This is a genomic window from Sphingomonas sp. 8AM, assembly GCF_902506455.1.
Classification (GTDB): domain Bacteria; phylum Pseudomonadota; class Alphaproteobacteria; order Sphingomonadales; family Sphingomonadaceae; genus Sphingomonas.
Genome location: NZ_LR733844.1, coordinates 1,518,044 through 1,533,742, shown reverse-complemented (window position 1 = coordinate 1,533,742; position 15,699 = coordinate 1,518,044). Strand labels below are relative to the sequence as shown.

At 66.3% G+C, this 15,699-nt stretch carries 16 protein-coding genes; 4 read left to right on the top strand and 12 right to left on the bottom strand.

Annotation, left to right across the window (positions count from 1 at the left end; genetic code table 11):
• Positions 1 to 9: 9 nt before the first annotated feature.
• A complete protein-coding gene (locus BACI71_RS07380; RefSeq protein ID WP_236552883.1) occupies positions 10 to 3,060 on the bottom strand; it encodes a TonB-dependent receptor in 3,051 nt (1,016 codons plus the stop codon).
• 426 nt (positions 3,061 to 3,486) lie between these two features.
• Here BACI71_RS07380 and BACI71_RS07375 point away from each other — a divergent pair, with 426 nt between their 5' ends.
• A complete protein-coding gene (locus tag BACI71_RS07375; protein WP_159757009.1) occupies positions 3,487 to 5,844 on the top strand; it encodes a GH92 family glycosyl hydrolase in 2,358 nt (785 codons plus the stop codon).
• Between the two features lie 189 nt (positions 5,845 to 6,033).
• Here the strand turns inward: BACI71_RS07375 and BACI71_RS07370 are convergent, their stop codons facing one another.
• Entirely contained in the window at positions 6,034 to 6,615 is a 582-nt protein-coding gene (locus BACI71_RS07370) for a hypothetical protein (RefSeq protein ID WP_159757006.1), read from the bottom strand.
• Between the two features lie 133 nt (positions 6,616 to 6,748).
• Between BACI71_RS07370 and BACI71_RS07365 the strand changes: the two genes are divergently transcribed.
• The gene (locus BACI71_RS07365; RefSeq protein WP_159757003.1) at positions 6,749 to 7,354 is read left to right on the top strand and encodes a cell wall hydrolase; all 606 of its coding nucleotides are present in this window, start codon (positions 6,749 to 6,751) and stop codon (positions 7,352 to 7,354) included.
• Positions 7,355 to 7,363: 9 nt separating this feature from the next.
• Here BACI71_RS07365 and BACI71_RS07360 read toward each other — a convergent pair whose 3' ends face one another.
• The 10 genes from BACI71_RS07360 to BACI71_RS18250 all read right to left on the bottom strand — a co-directional run bounded on the left by BACI71_RS07360 (position 7,364) and on the right by BACI71_RS18250 (position 14,504).
• Positions 7,364 to 8,209, bottom strand: coding sequence for a general secretion pathway protein GspK (locus tag BACI71_RS07360; RefSeq protein WP_159757000.1), 846 nt, complete (start codon positions 8,207 to 8,209; stop codon positions 7,364 to 7,366).
• Positions 8,206 to 10,275: a type II secretion system secretin GspD gene (gene gspD / locus BACI71_RS07355; RefSeq protein WP_159756997.1), complete on the bottom strand. Its 2,070-nt coding sequence runs from the start codon at positions 10,273 to 10,275 to the stop codon at positions 8,206 to 8,208. Before gspD ends, BACI71_RS07360 begins: the two co-directional genes overlap by 4 nt.
• Before the next feature lie 2 nt (positions 10,276 to 10,277).
• Positions 10,278 to 10,760 carry a hypothetical protein gene (locus BACI71_RS07350; RefSeq protein WP_159756994.1) on the bottom strand — a complete coding sequence of 161 codons (483 nt, stop codon included), beginning with the start codon at positions 10,758 to 10,760 and terminating at the stop codon, positions 10,278 to 10,280.
• Positions 10,744 to 11,295 (bottom strand): type II secretion system protein GspM, encoded by a 552-nt coding sequence (gene gspM / locus BACI71_RS07345; protein ID WP_159756991.1) that lies wholly within the window; start codon positions 11,293 to 11,295, stop codon positions 10,744 to 10,746. Before gspM ends, BACI71_RS07350 begins: the two co-directional genes overlap by 17 nt.
• The gene (locus BACI71_RS07340) at positions 11,292 to 11,912 is read right to left on the bottom strand and encodes a hypothetical protein (protein WP_159756988.1); all 621 of its coding nucleotides are present in this window, start codon (positions 11,910 to 11,912) and stop codon (positions 11,292 to 11,294) included. Before BACI71_RS07340 ends, gspM begins: the two co-directional genes overlap by 4 nt.
• Positions 11,913 to 12,288: 376 nt before the next feature.
• Positions 12,289 to 12,972 carry a prepilin-type N-terminal cleavage/methylation domain-containing protein gene (locus BACI71_RS07335; RefSeq protein WP_236552882.1) on the bottom strand — a complete coding sequence of 228 codons (684 nt, stop codon included), beginning with the start codon at positions 12,970 to 12,972 and terminating at the stop codon, positions 12,289 to 12,291.
• A 15-nt stretch (positions 12,973 to 12,987) separates the two neighbouring features.
• Positions 12,988 to 13,356, bottom strand: a complete 369-nt coding sequence (locus tag BACI71_RS07330) for a type IV pilus modification PilV family protein (RefSeq protein ID WP_236552881.1) — start codon at positions 13,354 to 13,356, stop codon at positions 12,988 to 12,990.
• Positions 13,353 to 13,784 carry a pilus assembly FimT family protein gene (locus BACI71_RS07325; RefSeq protein WP_159756979.1) on the bottom strand — a complete coding sequence of 144 codons (432 nt, stop codon included), beginning with the start codon at positions 13,782 to 13,784 and terminating at the stop codon, positions 13,353 to 13,355. Before BACI71_RS07325 ends, BACI71_RS07330 begins: the two co-directional genes overlap by 4 nt.
• Positions 13,768 to 14,031, bottom strand: a complete 264-nt coding sequence (gene gspG, locus BACI71_RS07320) for a type II secretion system major pseudopilin GspG (RefSeq protein ID WP_236552880.1) — start codon at positions 14,029 to 14,031, stop codon at positions 13,768 to 13,770. Before gspG ends, BACI71_RS07325 begins: the two co-directional genes overlap by 17 nt.
• Positions 13,998 to 14,504, bottom strand: coding sequence for a hypothetical protein (locus BACI71_RS18250; protein WP_443018456.1), 507 nt, complete (start codon positions 14,502 to 14,504; stop codon positions 13,998 to 14,000). Before BACI71_RS18250 ends, gspG begins: the two co-directional genes overlap by 34 nt.
• A gap of 114 nt (positions 14,505 to 14,618) precedes the next feature.
• Between BACI71_RS18250 and BACI71_RS18245 the strand changes: the two genes are divergently transcribed.
• Positions 14,619 to 14,798, top strand: coding sequence for a transposase (locus tag BACI71_RS18245; protein ID WP_268894075.1), 180 nt, complete (start codon positions 14,619 to 14,621; stop codon positions 14,796 to 14,798).
• 223 nt (positions 14,799 to 15,021) lie between these two features.
• Positions 15,022 to 15,375: a ThiF family adenylyltransferase gene (locus BACI71_RS07310; protein ID WP_159756976.1), complete on the top strand. Its 354-nt coding sequence runs from the start codon at positions 15,022 to 15,024 to the stop codon at positions 15,373 to 15,375.
• The last annotated feature ends 324 nt before the right edge of the window (positions 15,376 to 15,699 follow it).

Here is a 15,699-nt window from a genome sequence, read left to right as displayed (position 1 = left end):
TAACCGGCATTAGAACTTGTACGATACGCCGACATACGCACGTCGGCCGGAATAGACGTTCGAGATGAACCGCGCGCCGGTGTCGTTGCCGAGATGCTGGCGCTGTTCGGACTTGGTCAGGTTGATCACCGAGGCGCTCAGGACGAAATTCTCGAACAGATTATACGAGGCGTTTAGGTCGATCTGCTCATAGGGATCGTCATAGACGTTCAGTCCGGATTGCAGCCCGCGCACCACCTCGCCGCGCCGGTTGTACGACGTGCGCAACAGCATGCGATCGTTCTCGTAGAATAGCGACCCGTTGATCTGCGTCTTGGCGCTGCCGACCAGCGGCGAGCTGCCGACGTTCTGGCCCTCCAGCGTGATCTGCGCCACCGACGTGTCGTTGTAGGTGAAGTTCACCTGTGCGCCGAGCCCGAACGGGAGCGTGTGCTGCGCGTAGAGCTCGACACCCTGTGAGCGCGCGTTCGAGCCGTTGGCGACCGTGCTGTACGGCTGGATCAGCACCGGCTCGCCGTTCACGTTCTGCGTGACGTCGAGCACGAGCGGCACGATGAAGTCCGACACATCCTTGCGGAACGCGGTCGCACCCAGCACCGACCCGCGCTTGAAATACCATTCGATGCCGATGTCGTATTGCCACGCCTTGAAGGGGTTGAGCGCGCCATTGCCGCCCGATCCCGACCAGCCCTCGCGCTCGCCGAATTGCCGGCGATCGAACGCATATTCGGGCGAGCGATAGGTCAGGCTGCGCTGCGACCCCAGGTTGGTGAACGCCGGTCGCGCGATCACCCGCGCCACCGCGCCACGCAGCAGCAGGTTGTCGGTTAGGTCGTACGAGGCGTTCAGGCTCGGCAGCCAGTCGCTGTACGTTCGCGTCTGGTCGAGCTTCGTGTTGACGATCGTCTCGCGCTGCGCGAGCGGCAGCGTGATGCAATTGCCGTCCGCGCCGACCGGTGGCGTCACGAACGGGCCACCCTCTGCGTTGACGCAATAATCGTTCAGGATCTGCAACCGGTCGGACGTGACACCGGTCTGGCGCGTGTTGACGTAACGCAGACCCAGATTGCCGCGGAAACGCTCCGTCTTGAAATTGGTCTGGACATATCCGGCCCAGATGCGTTCCCCGATGCCGTAAACGAACCCGGTCTCATCGACACGCACCGCGTCGCCGTAGGTGCTGTTCAGATAGCCGAGGTAGTTGCGGAAATCGATCGCCGGAAAGGCATTGCCGCTGAAACCGCCGGCAATATTGCCGAGCGGCTTGTCGAAGAAGAAGCCCGGCCGGGTGGTCGCCGCCCCAGGCGTGTCCTGGTAGCGCAATTCGGTGGCGGGATCCGCGTACCATTCGTTACGTCCGGTCGCGCGATTGACCTGTCCATCGCGCCATTTGGCACCGACCTGCACCGAATCGAGGAAGGCTTCGAAGCGGCGGGTGAGGTCCAGCTGCGTATAGCGTTGCGCGATCGAGCTGCGGTTGAACGACGAATTGGTCGAACCCAGATCGATCTGCGTCAGGCCGTTGTTGATATTGTCCTGAAGCTCCGGCGAGAATTCGAAGTTCGCCGACTGATCGGTGAAGTTCCACGCGCTATACTGGTTGCCGTTGATCCCGACGATGCCGTTCACGACGCGCGGCTTGGCCGCTACGCTGAAACGCGCGGACGGGCCGCCGGTCGCGCGGGTCTTGCCGAGCTTGAACACCGCCTCGAACCGGTCACGCTTGAACGCGCCCTCGACGTCGAAGGTGTTCGAAACCGCCTTCTCACGACTGTACGTGCCGTAGATCTGCGGCGTCTCCATCGTGCACGGCGGCTGGTTGCCGACCTGCACGCGGCATCCCGTGCCATCCGCGGGCACCTGGAATTGCGCGGATTGAAAGATCGTGCCGCTCTTGTCGAGCGTCGCGCCCGAGAAGAAGTTGCCATATCCCCATTCCGGGATCTGGATGCCGTTGCTGATATAATCGTCGTCGACCTGGAAGCGGAAGTAATTGGCGGTGACGGTGAAGTCGTCGAACGGCTTCATCTGCGCGGTCGCCTGGATACCCAGCCGCTTGCGGTTCTGCTCGGTGACGGTCTGGCTGACCTGCTGCGGCGCCCAATAGCCCGAGAAACGCTGCCCGGCCTGCGTCGTCGCGCCACTGTCCTCTGGCCAATAGGAGATCGCATCGTCATTGGCGTACGGATTGCCGTTGACGTCGGTGGCGGGCTCATTCGCACGGTCGTAGGTCCACCAGTTCCAGCTCGACGCCGCGGCGCGGTGATCGCGCACCGTCCGCTCCTGATAGGTCGCACCGACGAGGAAACCGAGCGTCTCGTCCTGGTTCTTCCACGACAATTGTCCGCCGATCTGCGGCTGCACCTTCTCGGTCACATCGGCGTAGGTACCCTCGACCGACACGAAGCCGCTCAACGACTTCAGGTCGAGCGGACGCCGCGTGTGGAGGATGATCGTGCCGCCGACCCCGCCTTCGTCAAGCCGTGCCTCGGGCGATTTGAAGACGTCGACGCTGCCGATCATGTTCGACGGCAGCAGCAGATAGTTGAACGAGCGCGACGGCTCGTTATCATCGGCGGAAGCGATGAAATTGCCGTTGAGCTGCGTCAGCGTCAGGTCGGATTGCAGACCGCGGATGCTGACACGCGAGCCCTCGCCGCCGTCGCGGTCGATGATGATGCCCGGGACGCGCTGGAGCGAATCCGCGACGTTCTTGTCGGGAAATTTGCCGATATCCTCGGCGGTGATGACGTCGACAAAGGCGTTCGCCTCGCGCTTGCGGCTGAGGCTCTCCTCGATCGAGCGGCGATAGCCGGTGACGACGATGTCGCCTGCCGCTGCAGCTCCGGTGGGTGCGGCACCGGCGTCCTGCGCCGTGCCGACGTTGCTATCCGGGACCGAAGCGGCCGGCGTGGCGGCATCAGGCGCGACCGCGGGCGCGGTGGCTGGCGTGGTTTCCTGGGCATGGACCCCAGCGGCGACACTGAAGCCGGCGGTCGCCAGCAGCAACGTCATCAAACGTCGCCCGGGCACACCCGGCCGATGGTGACGATCGGACATTCAACCTCTCCCTTGTCCCGGCCGAGCGTCAGCCCGTAACCGGCTCCCTGTGTGTCGCAGCAACGTCACGCTCCTGAGATGGCGTCGGTTCACGCTGAAGAGGCGCACCCGCTCGTTGCCGCTACGACAACCGGCTTGTCGCAATAAAGAAAACAACTTGTCAAATAGAAACCCGCAGAAATGTTTTGTAATCAATGCCTTAATGCAGGTTGCGATAACGGTAACAGCGCGAACCCGGCTCGCGGGACACGCGGAACACAAGATCATCGTCGTTGCCGATGACGCTCCTTGCGCCACCTGCTGTTGGTGCAACCGTGGCTTGGCTTCCCGGGAATGATCCTTCCAAGCAAATCACGAAAATTGCTGTTTTTATTCTGCTCACATGCCATCAGCCCCGCTCGATCGGCATGAACGACGGAGCGCGTGATGAGCAACGATCAGCGGCGGAACCCGCTCGCGGCATTTGGCGTCGCCGCGCTGACGATGGCCCTCACCGCTGCGCCGGTGGCGGCGCAAATCGCCGACACGATCGCCGCCGTTGATCCATTCATCGGCACCGGCGGCGACGGCCATACCTTTCCCGGTGCGGTCGCCCCGTTCGGCATGGTGCAACTGTCGCCCGACACCGACACCGCCTGCGTCATCCGGGAATGCTACGCGCATGCCGCGGGCTACCGGCACGATGATCCAACCATCGAAGGCTTTAGCCACACGCATTTCTCCGGCGCGGGTCACTCCGATCTCGGTGACATTCTGGTCATGCCCACGTCCGGCGAAACGGTCGCTATGGATCCGGGCACCGTGGCGGTGCCCGGCTATCGCTCGCGCTTCTCGCACGCCAGCGAGCAGGCGACACCCGGCTATTATGCGGTGACGCTCGACGGCCCGAAGGTCCGCGCCGAGCTGACCGCGGGCACGCGCATTGGTGTTCACCGCTATACGTTTCCCGCCAGACAGGCCGCGCATCTGATCGTCGACTTGCGCAGTTCGCTCTACAATTATCCCGGGAAGATCCTGTGGTCCGGGCTGCACCTGCGTCCCGACGGCACGCTGACCGGCTTTCGCGAGACGCGCGGCTGGGCACCGGGGCGCAAGTTGTTCTTCGCGATGCGTTTCTCCGCGCCGTTGACCGGCCACGCGTTGCTCGATCGCGACAAGGACGTCACGTACAAGGGCTTTGCACCGCCGGGACGCGGCACCGACATGCTCGCCGAGAAGCTGGGTCGGGCACTGGAAGCGCGGCTCGATTTCGGCGCGCTTGATCGCCCGCTCGAGGTGAAGGTGGCGTTATCGGGGGTCGATGAAGCCGGAGCGGTCGCCAATCTCGACGCCGAGCCGGGCGATTTCGACGCCGTCCGGGCGCAAACGCAGGCAGCGTGGCGCGACGCACTTGGCGCCATCGAGATCGATGCGCCGACGCCGATGAAGACGATCGTCGCCACCGCGCTCTACCACAGCCTGATCGCGCCCAGCGTGTGGAGCGATGCCGACGGTCGCTGGCGCGGACCCGACGATCAGGTCCACCGCGCCGAGGGGTATACGCAGCGATCGACATTTTCGCTTTGGGATACGTTCCGCGCCGAACATCCGCTGCTGACGCTGGTGCAGCCCGAACGCACGACTAGCGATGTGGTCAATTCGCTGCTCGCGAGCCAGCGCTTCAGCCCGGACGGCATCTTGCCCGTCTGGCAATTTGCCGGGCGTGAGACCTGGACGATGATCGGCTACCACGCGGTTCCGGTGATCGCCGACGCTTACATGAAAGGCATTCGCGGCTTCGATGCCAATGCCGCGCTCGACGCGATGGTCGCCAGCGCCAGCTACGCTCCCTATGGCGGGCTGGGCGAGTACATGACCCGCGGCTATGTCCCGATCGATCGCGAACCGGAGGCGGCGTCAAAGACCGCCGAATATGCCTATGACGACTGGACGATCGCGCAGATGGCAGGGGCGCTGGGGCGCACCGACGTGGCGGCGCGCTTCGATCGTCGGGCGACCTTCTGGCGCAACAGCTTCGACGTGAAGACCGGCTGGCTGCGTGCCCGCCGCAGCGACGGCGCGTTCCGGACGCCATTCGATCCGACCGCGATCAACTACGGCTCCGATTATACCGAGGGCAATGCGTGGCAATATAGCTGGTTCATGCCGCAGGATCAGGCGGGACTGTTCCGGCTGCTCGGTGGCGACGCGCGCGCGATCAAGAAACTCGACGCGATGTTCGATTATGACATGTCCAAGCTCGATTACAGCCATGCCGAGGACATCGCCGGGCTGATCGGGCAGTACATCCACGGCAACGAACCAAGCCATCACGTCGCCTATCTCTACAATTATGCCGGCGCGCCGTGGCGGACGCAGGAGCGCCTCGCGCAGATCGTGGCGAGCCAGTATAAGGCAACGCCTGACGGGCTCAGCGGGAACGACGATCTGGGTCAGATGTCAGCGTGGTTTGTCTTCACCGCGCTCGGCTTCTACCCGGTCGCGCCCGGCAGCAACGAATATGTGATCGGACGCCCGTTCGTTTCCGGCGCGAAACTGCGCTTGCCGAACGGGCGCACCTTCACCGTCAACGCCCGGAATCTTTCCGACGCGAACCGGTACATAGGCTCGATCGCGCTGAACGATCGGCCGCTCGGCCGCACTTATCTCAGAGACTCTGAGATCCGGGCCGGCGGTACGTTGACGTTCACCATGACGGACAAGCCCAACACCCGCTGGGGTCGCACCGCATCGGCCCGGCCGTACTCGCAGTCCACTCGTGCAATCATCGGCCCGATGAATTAATAGATGATCGTCATCGGCACGGCGTGGTTAATTTGACGGTTCGTCCGACAGAACGCCGCCATCGCCGGGTGTGGCGACTTTCGTGAATTGCCGTCAGCGAGAACACAACCGAGCTGAACCGTCATGCCGTGCTCGCCCGGTGCGAGGGCGTTGGGGCACCCTGCCCGTCCCTGCGCCTGCAGAGTTCACTCAGGATCGGGCAACGCGGCATCGGCCGAAATAAAGATGCTGCACATCATAAGTGGTGGCATCGTTCGCGCGGGCCATGAAGATCGTGGCATCGGCTTGGTCGGGCGTGACCTGCGCGATCACGATCACGTTGGCGACCACGTCGCTGAGGGGCGTCATCATCTCCACGCGCGATGGCCATAGATCGACTACGCGATGGAACGGCCTGGACGCTGCCGCCCCGGCGATACCATCGGGATCAGCGACGATCCGTGTGCGGGGGTCCACCGGCTCAGGGGCGGCGGTGGCATCGGGCGGCGGTGTGGTTCTCGCAGGAACGGGGGGCAGGAACAGGGTTAGGCGATGGCGTCCATCGTACCGATATTCGGCGACCGGCTGGTCACGCGACGCGTCGAAGTTCACGACCCGACCGAGCAAACAGTGCAGCACGCGCGGCGGCAACATCGCTGGCCTGGCACCATCCTGCCGGTGCGCGACGCCTCGCTCCATCGGCAGCACCCCCATTGTTCCGAGCGCCAGGACCGATGCCGCAATCATCGGCTTGATAATCATACCCATGCCCCGTCCGGTCAGCAGGACCAACCCGGTTCCTATCAGGCGCGAACATGACGGCGTCATTAAAGGCGGGCGGGATAATATCGGGCGTCATCAAAAAGGCATAGTGCACCTGTTATACGCAGTCCCGATCAGGCGATGTCCGGCGCAGGAACAGGTAATGCTACGAGCGCTGATTGCGGCCGTCTGCCTATCATCTTGCGCAGCGCGTGCAGAAGCAGTTGAATTCACACCCGCTACTATCGAGGATCCCGCAACGGCTGTGCATTGTCTGAGCTTGGCTATTGCTTATGAGGCCGGTTACGAAAGTCTGGCGGGGCAACAGGCGGTGGCGGAAGTGGTGCTCAATCGCTGGCACGACGCAGCCTTTCCGAAGACGGTATGCGGTGTGGTGTTCGCGGGCGCGAAGCGTCGCACCGGGTGCCAGTTCACCTTCACCTGTGACGGTTCGCTCTACCGCCGCCAGCTTCCGGCTCGCGTCCTGCAAGCCGCCCGGGTCGTCGCCATCGACGCGCTGGCCGGGCGCCTGCCGTCGCGCGTGCCATTTGCCACGCATTATCACGCCGATTACGTCCACCTCTATTGGGCGTCGACGCTGGTCAGACCGACGAAGATCGGCGCACACATCTTCTATCTGCAGCGCGCGAACATCGCAGCCGCGCCTTTAGCCGCCTTGCCGCCGACCCACGTGGATGGTCCGTCTTCCGTTTCGACGCCGTTCACGCCATGGGGCCTGACATTGCCGGCCATCCCGCGACGACCATGACGCGCAGACTCAGTCGGCGGCGATGACCACATACGGGACGGCGGCGTCGCCAGTGAACTGGACGACATTCCGGCGCACCGCCCTGCCATCGGGCACTTGCGCCTCGACGGCGATCGACAACGAGCGACCGCGCCAGTCCTTCGGCCCGGAGAAGGCGATGGCGGTTCGTTGCCTGGCCCGCTCCCGGGCTCTCTCGATGGCGGCGATCGCCGATTTTGCGCCGGTCCCCGACATCAGCGCCAACACCTCCGGCCGCGCGACGCGCGGGTCGAACCGGCCGGGCGGTACATAGACCGTCGCGAGCAATCGAAGGTTCGCGATCGTGCGCGTGTCGAAACCACGCACCAGCCGCAACTCGTCGATCGAGTCCAGATCGCCGTTGGCGGGGCGGATGCCGCTGTCGGCATAATCGCCGCGCTCGGCACCGAACGGGCGCGGCATGTCGTCGGCATCCTGCCAGTCCAGCAACGAGTCGCGTGCAACCAGCAGCCGTCCGCCCTCCACCCCCGCCGCCTCCAGCAGGCGCGTCGCGACATCTTCGGTCAGGCCGTTGAGCGGGATCTTGCCCCGCTCATCCTCGACCCGAACGTGGATGACCGCGTCACGATAATGGAACGTGCGGGTGCGACCATCCGCAAAGGCGCGTTCGCCCGCCTCCGGCGAGAGCAGCCGCGCCATGACGAGCGCGAAGCCGGCATCCGCCGCCGCGCCCGCGCGTAATGTCGCCTGTTCGGCAACGGCGTCGTCCGTCGCTATCTGCATCGACGACACAAGGGTCATGGCGATGAGCGCGAAGACGACGATACACGCCGCAGCGGCGACCGTGATATAGCCGCGCTCGCGCCGGGCGATCACGGGATCTTGCCCTGAGTCCGGAACGGTTCAAGCGTGCGCAGCTTGGCGCGCAACTCCTCGGTGACGGCACGGCCGTCATCCGGCGTGCGGATAACATGCGGCTTCAGCAGCACGATCAACTCGGTGCGCGCCTGCAGGTCGTTGTGGCTGCCGAACAGGCTGCCGAGGACTGGAAGCCGCGACAGCAGCGGCAGGCCGTGCTTGCCGGAGGACCGCGCATCGCGGAACAGTCCGCCCAGCGCGATCACCTGCCCGTCCTGCACCGCGACGGTCGTCGCTATCCGACGAGTCGAGATCGTCGGCGAGGGCGTCGTCTGCTCCGCGCCGGTATTGCCGTTGGTGCTGACGTCGCTCACCTCCTGCGACACGTCGAGCTGGACGGCACCACCGGCATTGACCCGCGGTGTGACCTTCAGGATCACGCCGGTGTCGCGATATTCGATCGAGTTTACGATCGGCGCCTGCGGGTTCTGGACGCTCACCGCATTGCCGGCCGACACCGGCACCTGATCGCCCACCTGCAAGGCGGCGGTCCGGTTGTTCAGCGTCACCAGCTTCGGCGCCGACACGACCTTGACATGGGTCCGTTGCTCAAGCGCGTTGAGCGCGGCGCGGATGCTTCGCCCGGCAAGGAAATAGGAAAAGCCCGGCAGCCCGGGGGCGGTCGGCACCGTCGCACCGTCGGCGACGCGGAAGTTGCTGTCGCCAGTGAGCCAGTTCCATTGCACGCCGTAGCGCAGTGTTTCGTTGAGCGTCACTTCCGTGATCGCAGCTTCGATCATGACCTGCACCGGCGGCACATCGAGTTTGCGCAACGCATCCTCGATGACCGCATAGTCGCGCGGCAATGCATAGATCACGACGGCGTTGTTGACCTCGTCGGCGCTGACCCGGCCGTTCATCTCCCGCCCGGACGGCGTCTGGACCAAAGGGTCCTGTCCGCTGCGCGGCTCCGCCGGGCGCGATACCGGTGAGTTCGGTGCATCGTTCGGGCGGGAAGATGCGGGACCGGCGCCCCGTCCACCGCGTTCCGTTGTGGACGCGAACGGATCGCCGATCTCGTCGGTATCCCCGCCGCCGCCGTTGCCGAACGCGCGGTTCAGCGTGCGTGCAAGATCGCGCGCGCGGCCGTTCTGCACACGATAGACGTAGATGCGCTTCACAGCGCTCTCGCCTTCATGATCGAGCACCTCGATCCAGCGCTTTATGTCGTCTAGATATTGCCGTTCGCGGCTGATCGCGAGGATACCGTTTAACCGCTCCATGGTGATCAGCCGCACGAGCCCGCGGGTTGGGGCATTCTCGGCGTTGATGAGCTTGTCGAGTTCGGGCGCGATCAACCGTGCGTCAGTGCGCTCCGGGATGAACAGCCCGAACGCCATATCGCGCAGCCAGTCGACGTCGAATTGCCTGATCAGATCGTGCGCGCTGTTGCGCTGGCCGGTTGTGCCGGCGATAGTGACGCGGTTGCCGGACGAGTCGGTCGCGCTGACCACGCCAGGGATTGCGCCGTCGAGCACCTTGCGGAGCTCGTCGGCGTTGATGAAGCGTAATGTGATGACCTCCGTCCCGTAGCCGACCGTATCGCTCGCCACCGGTGCTTGCGCGGTCGCCACCGGACGCACGACATAGCCGCCGCCAGCCGGAACCAGCGCCAGATTGGCGGTCTTCAGCGCGGCCTCGAACAGCGGCAAGACTCCGGATCGCGCCACCTTGCCCGGCGTCACGAGCGTCACCGTGCCGGCGGCGCCCGTATCGACCCGGATCGGGATGCCCGTCACCCGCTCGACCGCCGCCGCAGCCGCACCGATGTCGCTCTGGGGCAGGTTCAAGCCAATGGTGCCGGCCCGCGGGGGGCGGGCCGCCCCGCCCGCCGGGTCGTTACGCGCCGGCTCCAGTGGCGTCCCGCCGAGGATCGTCGACCGTAGCTGCGCATCCGCCTGCTCGCCGCCGGCACCGATCGCGGGCGGCGCCGGCGTCTCGAGCGGCAGCGACGCGGGATGCGGCGCGCAGCCGGGCGAGACAAGCAACAGTGGAAGGGTGGCCGCGACAACCGGCTTACGCATCGTCAGGAACTCCTTTGGGGGGGCGCAGCGCTGGCGGTCCGCGCACCGAACGGCAGGGTGATCTGCCGGCCACCGCGACGCAGGACCGCGCCGTCGGGTCGCAGCCCGACCAGGGTCCAGTCGCCGATCCGGCCGCCGGTTGCGACGATACGGGTGACGGCGCCCGGTCCCTGCACCACCGCGAGTTGCCGCTCGCCGGAGCGGATCGACCCGGCGATCGTCACCCCGGCAAGCGGCTGGTCCTCGGCCGAAGCCGGCGTTGGCTTGCCCGCCGTCGCGAAGATCGAGCGGGCGAGGATCACCGCCGGTGTGGATACCGGTGCCTCGATAGCTGCAGGCGACGGCTGACGCGGGCCGCTGCCGATCGGTCCCGCTTCTAGCGGTATGACCTCGCTCCCCGCCTGAACCTGGTAAAGCAATAGGATCAGCAGAAGGACCGCCAGGGCGAACGGCAGGCGCGCCGCGCGATCAAGTGGCGGCAGCACGGATCGGTACCATGACGTCGACCTGCACCTCCAGAACGGATGGATCCTTCGGGACCGCGGCTCCATCAGCGACGACGGTCAGGCGGCCGACCACCAGCCACGGTGGGCCGATCTGCAACGCCTTCAGGACTCCGACGAGTTGCGGCTCCGTCAGGCGGGCATCGGCCCGCGCCCCCGCCCAGCCGGGCGGCGCGCCGGCATCGACTGCATCGCGCCATTCGCCGCCGCTCTGCTCGACGGTCCGTTGCAGTCGCGACTTCAGCCATTCGCGCGCATCGTCGCCGCCACGGACGCGCAGGATCAGCGGCGCCAGCGCGGCCCGCTCCTCTTCTGCTTGACGGCGCAGCCGCGGGATGGCGGCGATGGTTTGGAGATCATGCATATAGCGCAGCGACAAGGCATCACGGGCCGCAGCCCGCTCCGCAAAGCCGGCCACGATCGGCGAAACGATGACGAACCAGCATAGCGCCAGCAGCGCGACGAGGATCAAAAGCGCGACGAGCCGCCGCTCTCGAGGAGACAGCGCGCGCGTCACCGTCGGATCCGAGCGGTCAGATCGAACGGCTCGCCACCCGATGTCGCTGGCAGTGCCTCGTCGGTCAGGGCTTGCACCGCGACGAACCGGCCGGCACGGCGCAAGGCCCGCGTGATGTCGGTTCGCGGCGGCTTGTCGCCCGTCAGCCGCACCGTCTCGCCGTCCCAGCCATAATGCTGGACCCGCACGCCCGGCGGCAGCACGCGGCTGACGAGCACCAGCGTGCCCAGCGCATCGTGACGCGCGCGCACCGCCAGCACATGACGGCGCATCGTGCGATCCCGGGCCGCGCGGCGATCGATAGAGCGGGCGACGGCCAGCGCGGGCTGCTGCGCCTGCACCATCCGGTCGAGCCGGGCGACCGGATCCGCATCGCGCCGTATCATCACCGCCACGTTGAGGAGGAACAGCAAGCCCACCAACCCCCAGGCCCACGGCATCGCGCTGCGGGTGATCGCCGTCAGCCCCACGGCTCGCATCACCGGAGCGAAATCGACAGCGCCGACCGGCAGCGGGCCGTCAAGCCGTACCTGCACGGGCTGGATGCCGAGCCGCTCGGCCGCCGCCGCGATGGTGCAAGCGGTCTGCTTCGGCATCCCGGCGACCGCGATCCGCATCCGGCCGGCCCGAGCCGCGTGCCAGCGACGAGTGACGTGTCCGGCGGGAAGGGCAGCAATGTCTCTTGCTCGAACGCGATCATGCGCTGCAGGTCCTGGTCGCTCATCAGCGGCCGCTCGATCGACCTGATGAGGCAGCGATCGGACGGGACGCGGACGATCGCTCGTGTGCCCCGCCGCACGCCCCCCCCTGCCCGGACCCGCTCGGCAGGCTCAAGCGCAGCGCCGTTCAGGCGGAAGGCGGGCAGCCGGTCTCGCTCCTCGCGGCGCGCGCCGGCCGGGACGATCGCGTGCAATTCGGTGACCCACCATGCCCAGCCCTGCGCCGCCCACCGCCCGAGCGTCCGCAAGTCGGCGTTGAGAACGGTACACGCGTTCATCGCTCCTCCACGCAGCGCCCGGTCGTCGGATCGACCGGGCAGATGCCATATTTGGTCGCTTGCGGCTGGATCAGCAGGTCAGGCCAGACGCGCGGATCGCCAGGAGCGAAGCCGATGCGGATGCGGATGAGTTCGGGCAGGGTCGGCCGTTCCCACCAGACCGATTGCCAGCCGCGCAATCGCTCCCCCGGAGCGCGCCCACGGGCCGGGCCGAAATAGGCGATCGACAGGTCGCGGACGCCGCGGATCACGACGTGCGGTGTCCAGCCGGTCAGATCATGCCCACCGACATCGACGCCCGTTCGCCGCATTCCCAGCGTGTACAGGATTAACGCGCCCTCAGCGCTGCGGATGAGCCGAAACCATTGCAACGAGCCTGACGCGTTCCGGTCGAGCGGTGGACCGGCGACGCCCAGCATTGTCGCGGTCCCGCGCAGATGGATGGCCGGCGTCTCCGCATTCACCATGGGCAACGGACGGAGCCGCGCGACCTGACTGCGCAGGAAATGCTCGGCGGCGATTACCTCGTCGAGCGCCTGGTCGCCTCGCTGCTCCCGCCTGTCGAGGATGGCGGCGATGCCCAGCACCTGCATGACCATCGTCGCCGCCATGCCCATCACCGCAAGCCCGACGAGCAGTTCGATCAGCGTGAACCCGGCACGGGCGGATGGCGGCGCCATGACAGTGCGCATCACTCAGCGTACCAGTCGCAGGGTGTTGACCCGCGTCAGCCACCGGCCCGAGTGGTGGTCCGCAACTGAAACCTCCACCTCTTCCAGCGGGACGGCCGCCGCGGCGTCGCCCGGGGCGGCACGCCGATCGATCCGCCACGCGAGGACGCCGAATCGCCCCTCGTCGCGCGCCCGGGCGGTGCCGCGCAGCATGACGGATTGCGCGAGAAGCGAGTGCGCCAACAAGATCGCCATCCGCTTCTCGGCGAGATCACGGGTCGCCCGGGCGTTGCTGGCGATCACCTGCATCATGATCGCCGCCATCGTCGCGATGACGGTCAGCGCCACCAGGCACTCCAAGAGGCTGAACCCGGTCTGCGCACGCCGGCTCACGGCATCCGCTCGATCAGGCCACCGACCGCGCGAATGCGCCAGCCGCGCACCAGATCCGATCCGCGCAGTTCAAGCGTGCCGCCATGCGCGCTCCCGTCCGGGAAAAACACGATGTCGCCTTCCGGCGACGCGGCGACGAGATCGTCAGGCAGCCGCTCGAGTCGTTCCCCGTAGCCGAAACCATGCCCGTCTGGCGTGACGACGAAGCGCACCGCCTCACTTCGCCGCGGGGCCGTCGCCCGCGCCCCATGGAGCGCGCGTTCGAGCCGCGCGGCGCCTTCCCGGGCGCTTTGCAGACGTAGCGCCCTGTCGATCTGCGGAAAGCCGATCCCGGCGACCAGCCCGAGAATGGCGAGCACCACCAGTGCCTCCAGCAGCGTGTACCCGCTCTGCGCCGCGGCGACGCGAGGCTCACCAATTGCCGACATCCTTGGCCTCACCGGTTCCGCCAAGCTGCCCGTCCGCGCCAAGGCTGTAGACATCCACGTCGCCGTGCTCGCCGGGGCTCCGCATCAGATATTTGCGCCCCCATGGATCGACGGTCGCGGTCTCCTGCGGCAAATACGGGCCATTCCAAGCCTGGGCATTGGAAGGGGCCTTGACCAGCGCATCCACGCCTTCCTCGGCAGTCGGATAACGCGTCATGTCGAGCTTGAAGAGGTTGACCGCCGCCACGACGTTCTTCGCCTGGATCCGCGCTGCAGGCGTACCCCCAGCGACAACCGTCCCCGCGCGCTCAGGTCATGATCCGCGCGCAGCCGCGCCTGCCAGCCGCCAAGGGGCGCCGCGATGCGACGCACGCCGGGGTCGCGGGTCATGGTGCCGCTGGTCATGACGTGCCAGCCGTCAACGGCCGGGCCGCCCGCATACCCATCAACGCGGACCAGACCACGGCTATTGCCACCGATGCGCCACCCGCCCGCGCGACGATCGCCACCACGGCGGGTACGCAGATTCAGGATACCGCCCGGGGCGCTGCTGGCGAAGATCGCCGACGGTCCGCCGCGCACATAGTCAACCGGCTCGAGACCGAGGTCCGGGCGGATGAATTGGTCGACATCGGTCCAGGGCAAGGTATTGTGCTGCACCGGCAGCCCGTCTTCTTCGATCGCGGCCGCCCGATAGCCGTCGAGCGGGATACCACGCACGCGGACCGTGTTCGCCGCAATGCCGGCGGACGTGTCCGCCCAGACGCCGGGGATGGTGCCGACCTTGCAAAGCGAAACATAGAACCCGTCATCTCCGGCAGGTCAAACCGCCGAATGAGGATCGAACATGACCGAACGCTCTACAAGCAACGCAACCGCATCGGGCGTATGTTCGGCCACCTCAAGATCATTCGCGCCATCGCCACCCGCTACGACCAGCTGGCCAGCAGCTTCCTCGGCATGGTTCACCTCGCCACAGCAAGGTACTGGCTCGAATTTGTCCACGCCGCCTAGGCGCCGACAAATCGCAACCGCTTGAAGTTGGTCGGCTCCTCGATGGCGGTGATTAACGAAGTGACGGTCACGATTCCGACTCCCAGGGCGGACATTAGCAGCTGGCGGGCATCGCTGCGCCGGGCGTCTGCCAGCAGTTTGCGTCCCCTTTCGGTGCCACCGCCCGCCGCCGGGCGGGAAGGCGATGGTGGTCATCATAGGAGTATGGCGACCTGCGCCGATCATGAGCGCATTCTTCGGCTATTCCGACATCCCCGCCACCCGGAGCTTCGAATTGCGGGACTTCCTGATCTCGCAGGATCTCGACAAGGACATCCTCGACGCCGACACCCGCATCGAAATGACCGTCGGCGACTATCCGTCACGACCATCGCTCATGCGCTGGGTGGCCGGCGTCGCCCCGCTGCCGCCCGTCGCGCTGCTTGGGCACGGCGCCTTGGGCAGCGCGATATACGACAGCCTCGGCCGCTCTGGAATGGAGGACGTGCTGGTCTGGGACGAGGACCGGATCCACCCGCACAACCTGACCCGGCATTCAGCCCGCACTAAGGACGTCTACGCCAACAAGGCCGACTAGGCGAAGCGGCTGGCCGACGCGCTCTGGCATGACGAGGGCCAGTCCGCGGCTGTGCGGGACGACATCGCAACCTTGGGGATCGACGAACTCAAGGCAAGGACCGAGGGACGGCTCGTGATTGATGCCAGCGCCGACGCAAGGGTCCGCTTGCGGATGGACGAACTGTGTGGATCGGCACGCGCGACCATCGTAAGGACCGAGATGTTCCACCAGGGGCGCCTGGGCATGACGTTCGTGTCGCCGCCGGGCGGCCCCACCATGTCGGACATGAGACTAGCGACGATCGGGCTTGCGCCCGACATCCCAACGTGGCAGCATGGCTCA

What these genes read in the sequence shown, in the direction of transcription:
- BACI71_RS07365 (WP_159757003.1), top strand. Translation starts at nt 6,749, where the DNA reads ATGCTACGAGCGCTGATTGCGGCCGTCTGCCTATCATCTTGCGCAGCG.
- BACI71_RS07325 (WP_159756979.1), bottom strand. Translation starts at nt 13,784, where the DNA reads ATGTCGGCAATTGGTGAGCCTCGCGTCGCCGCGGCGCAGAGCGGGTAC.
- BACI71_RS07310 (WP_159756976.1), top strand. Translation starts at nt 15,022, where the DNA reads ATGAGCGCATTCTTCGGCTATTCCGACATCCCCGCCACCCGGAGCTTC.
- BACI71_RS07375 (WP_159757009.1), top strand. Translation starts at nt 3,487, where the DNA reads ATGAGCAACGATCAGCGGCGGAACCCGCTCGCGGCATTTGGCGTCGCC.
- BACI71_RS07340 (WP_159756988.1), bottom strand. Translation starts at nt 11,912, where the DNA reads ATGCGGATCGCGGTCGCCGGGATGCCGAAGCAGACCGCTTGCACCATC.
- gspD (WP_159756997.1), bottom strand. Translation starts at nt 10,275, where the DNA reads ATGCGTAAGCCGGTTGTCGCGGCCACCCTTCCACTGTTGCTTGTCTCG.
- BACI71_RS07380 (WP_236552883.1), bottom strand. Translation starts at nt 3,060, where the DNA reads ATGTCCGATCGTCACCATCGGCCGGGTGTGCCCGGGCGACGTTTGATG.
- BACI71_RS18245 (WP_268894075.1), top strand. Translation starts at nt 14,619, where the DNA reads ATGAGGATCGAACATGACCGAACGCTCTACAAGCAACGCAACCGCATC.
- BACI71_RS07335 (WP_236552882.1), bottom strand. Translation starts at nt 12,972, where the DNA reads ATGGCGCCGCCATCCGCCCGTGCCGGGTTCACGCTGATCGAACTGCTC.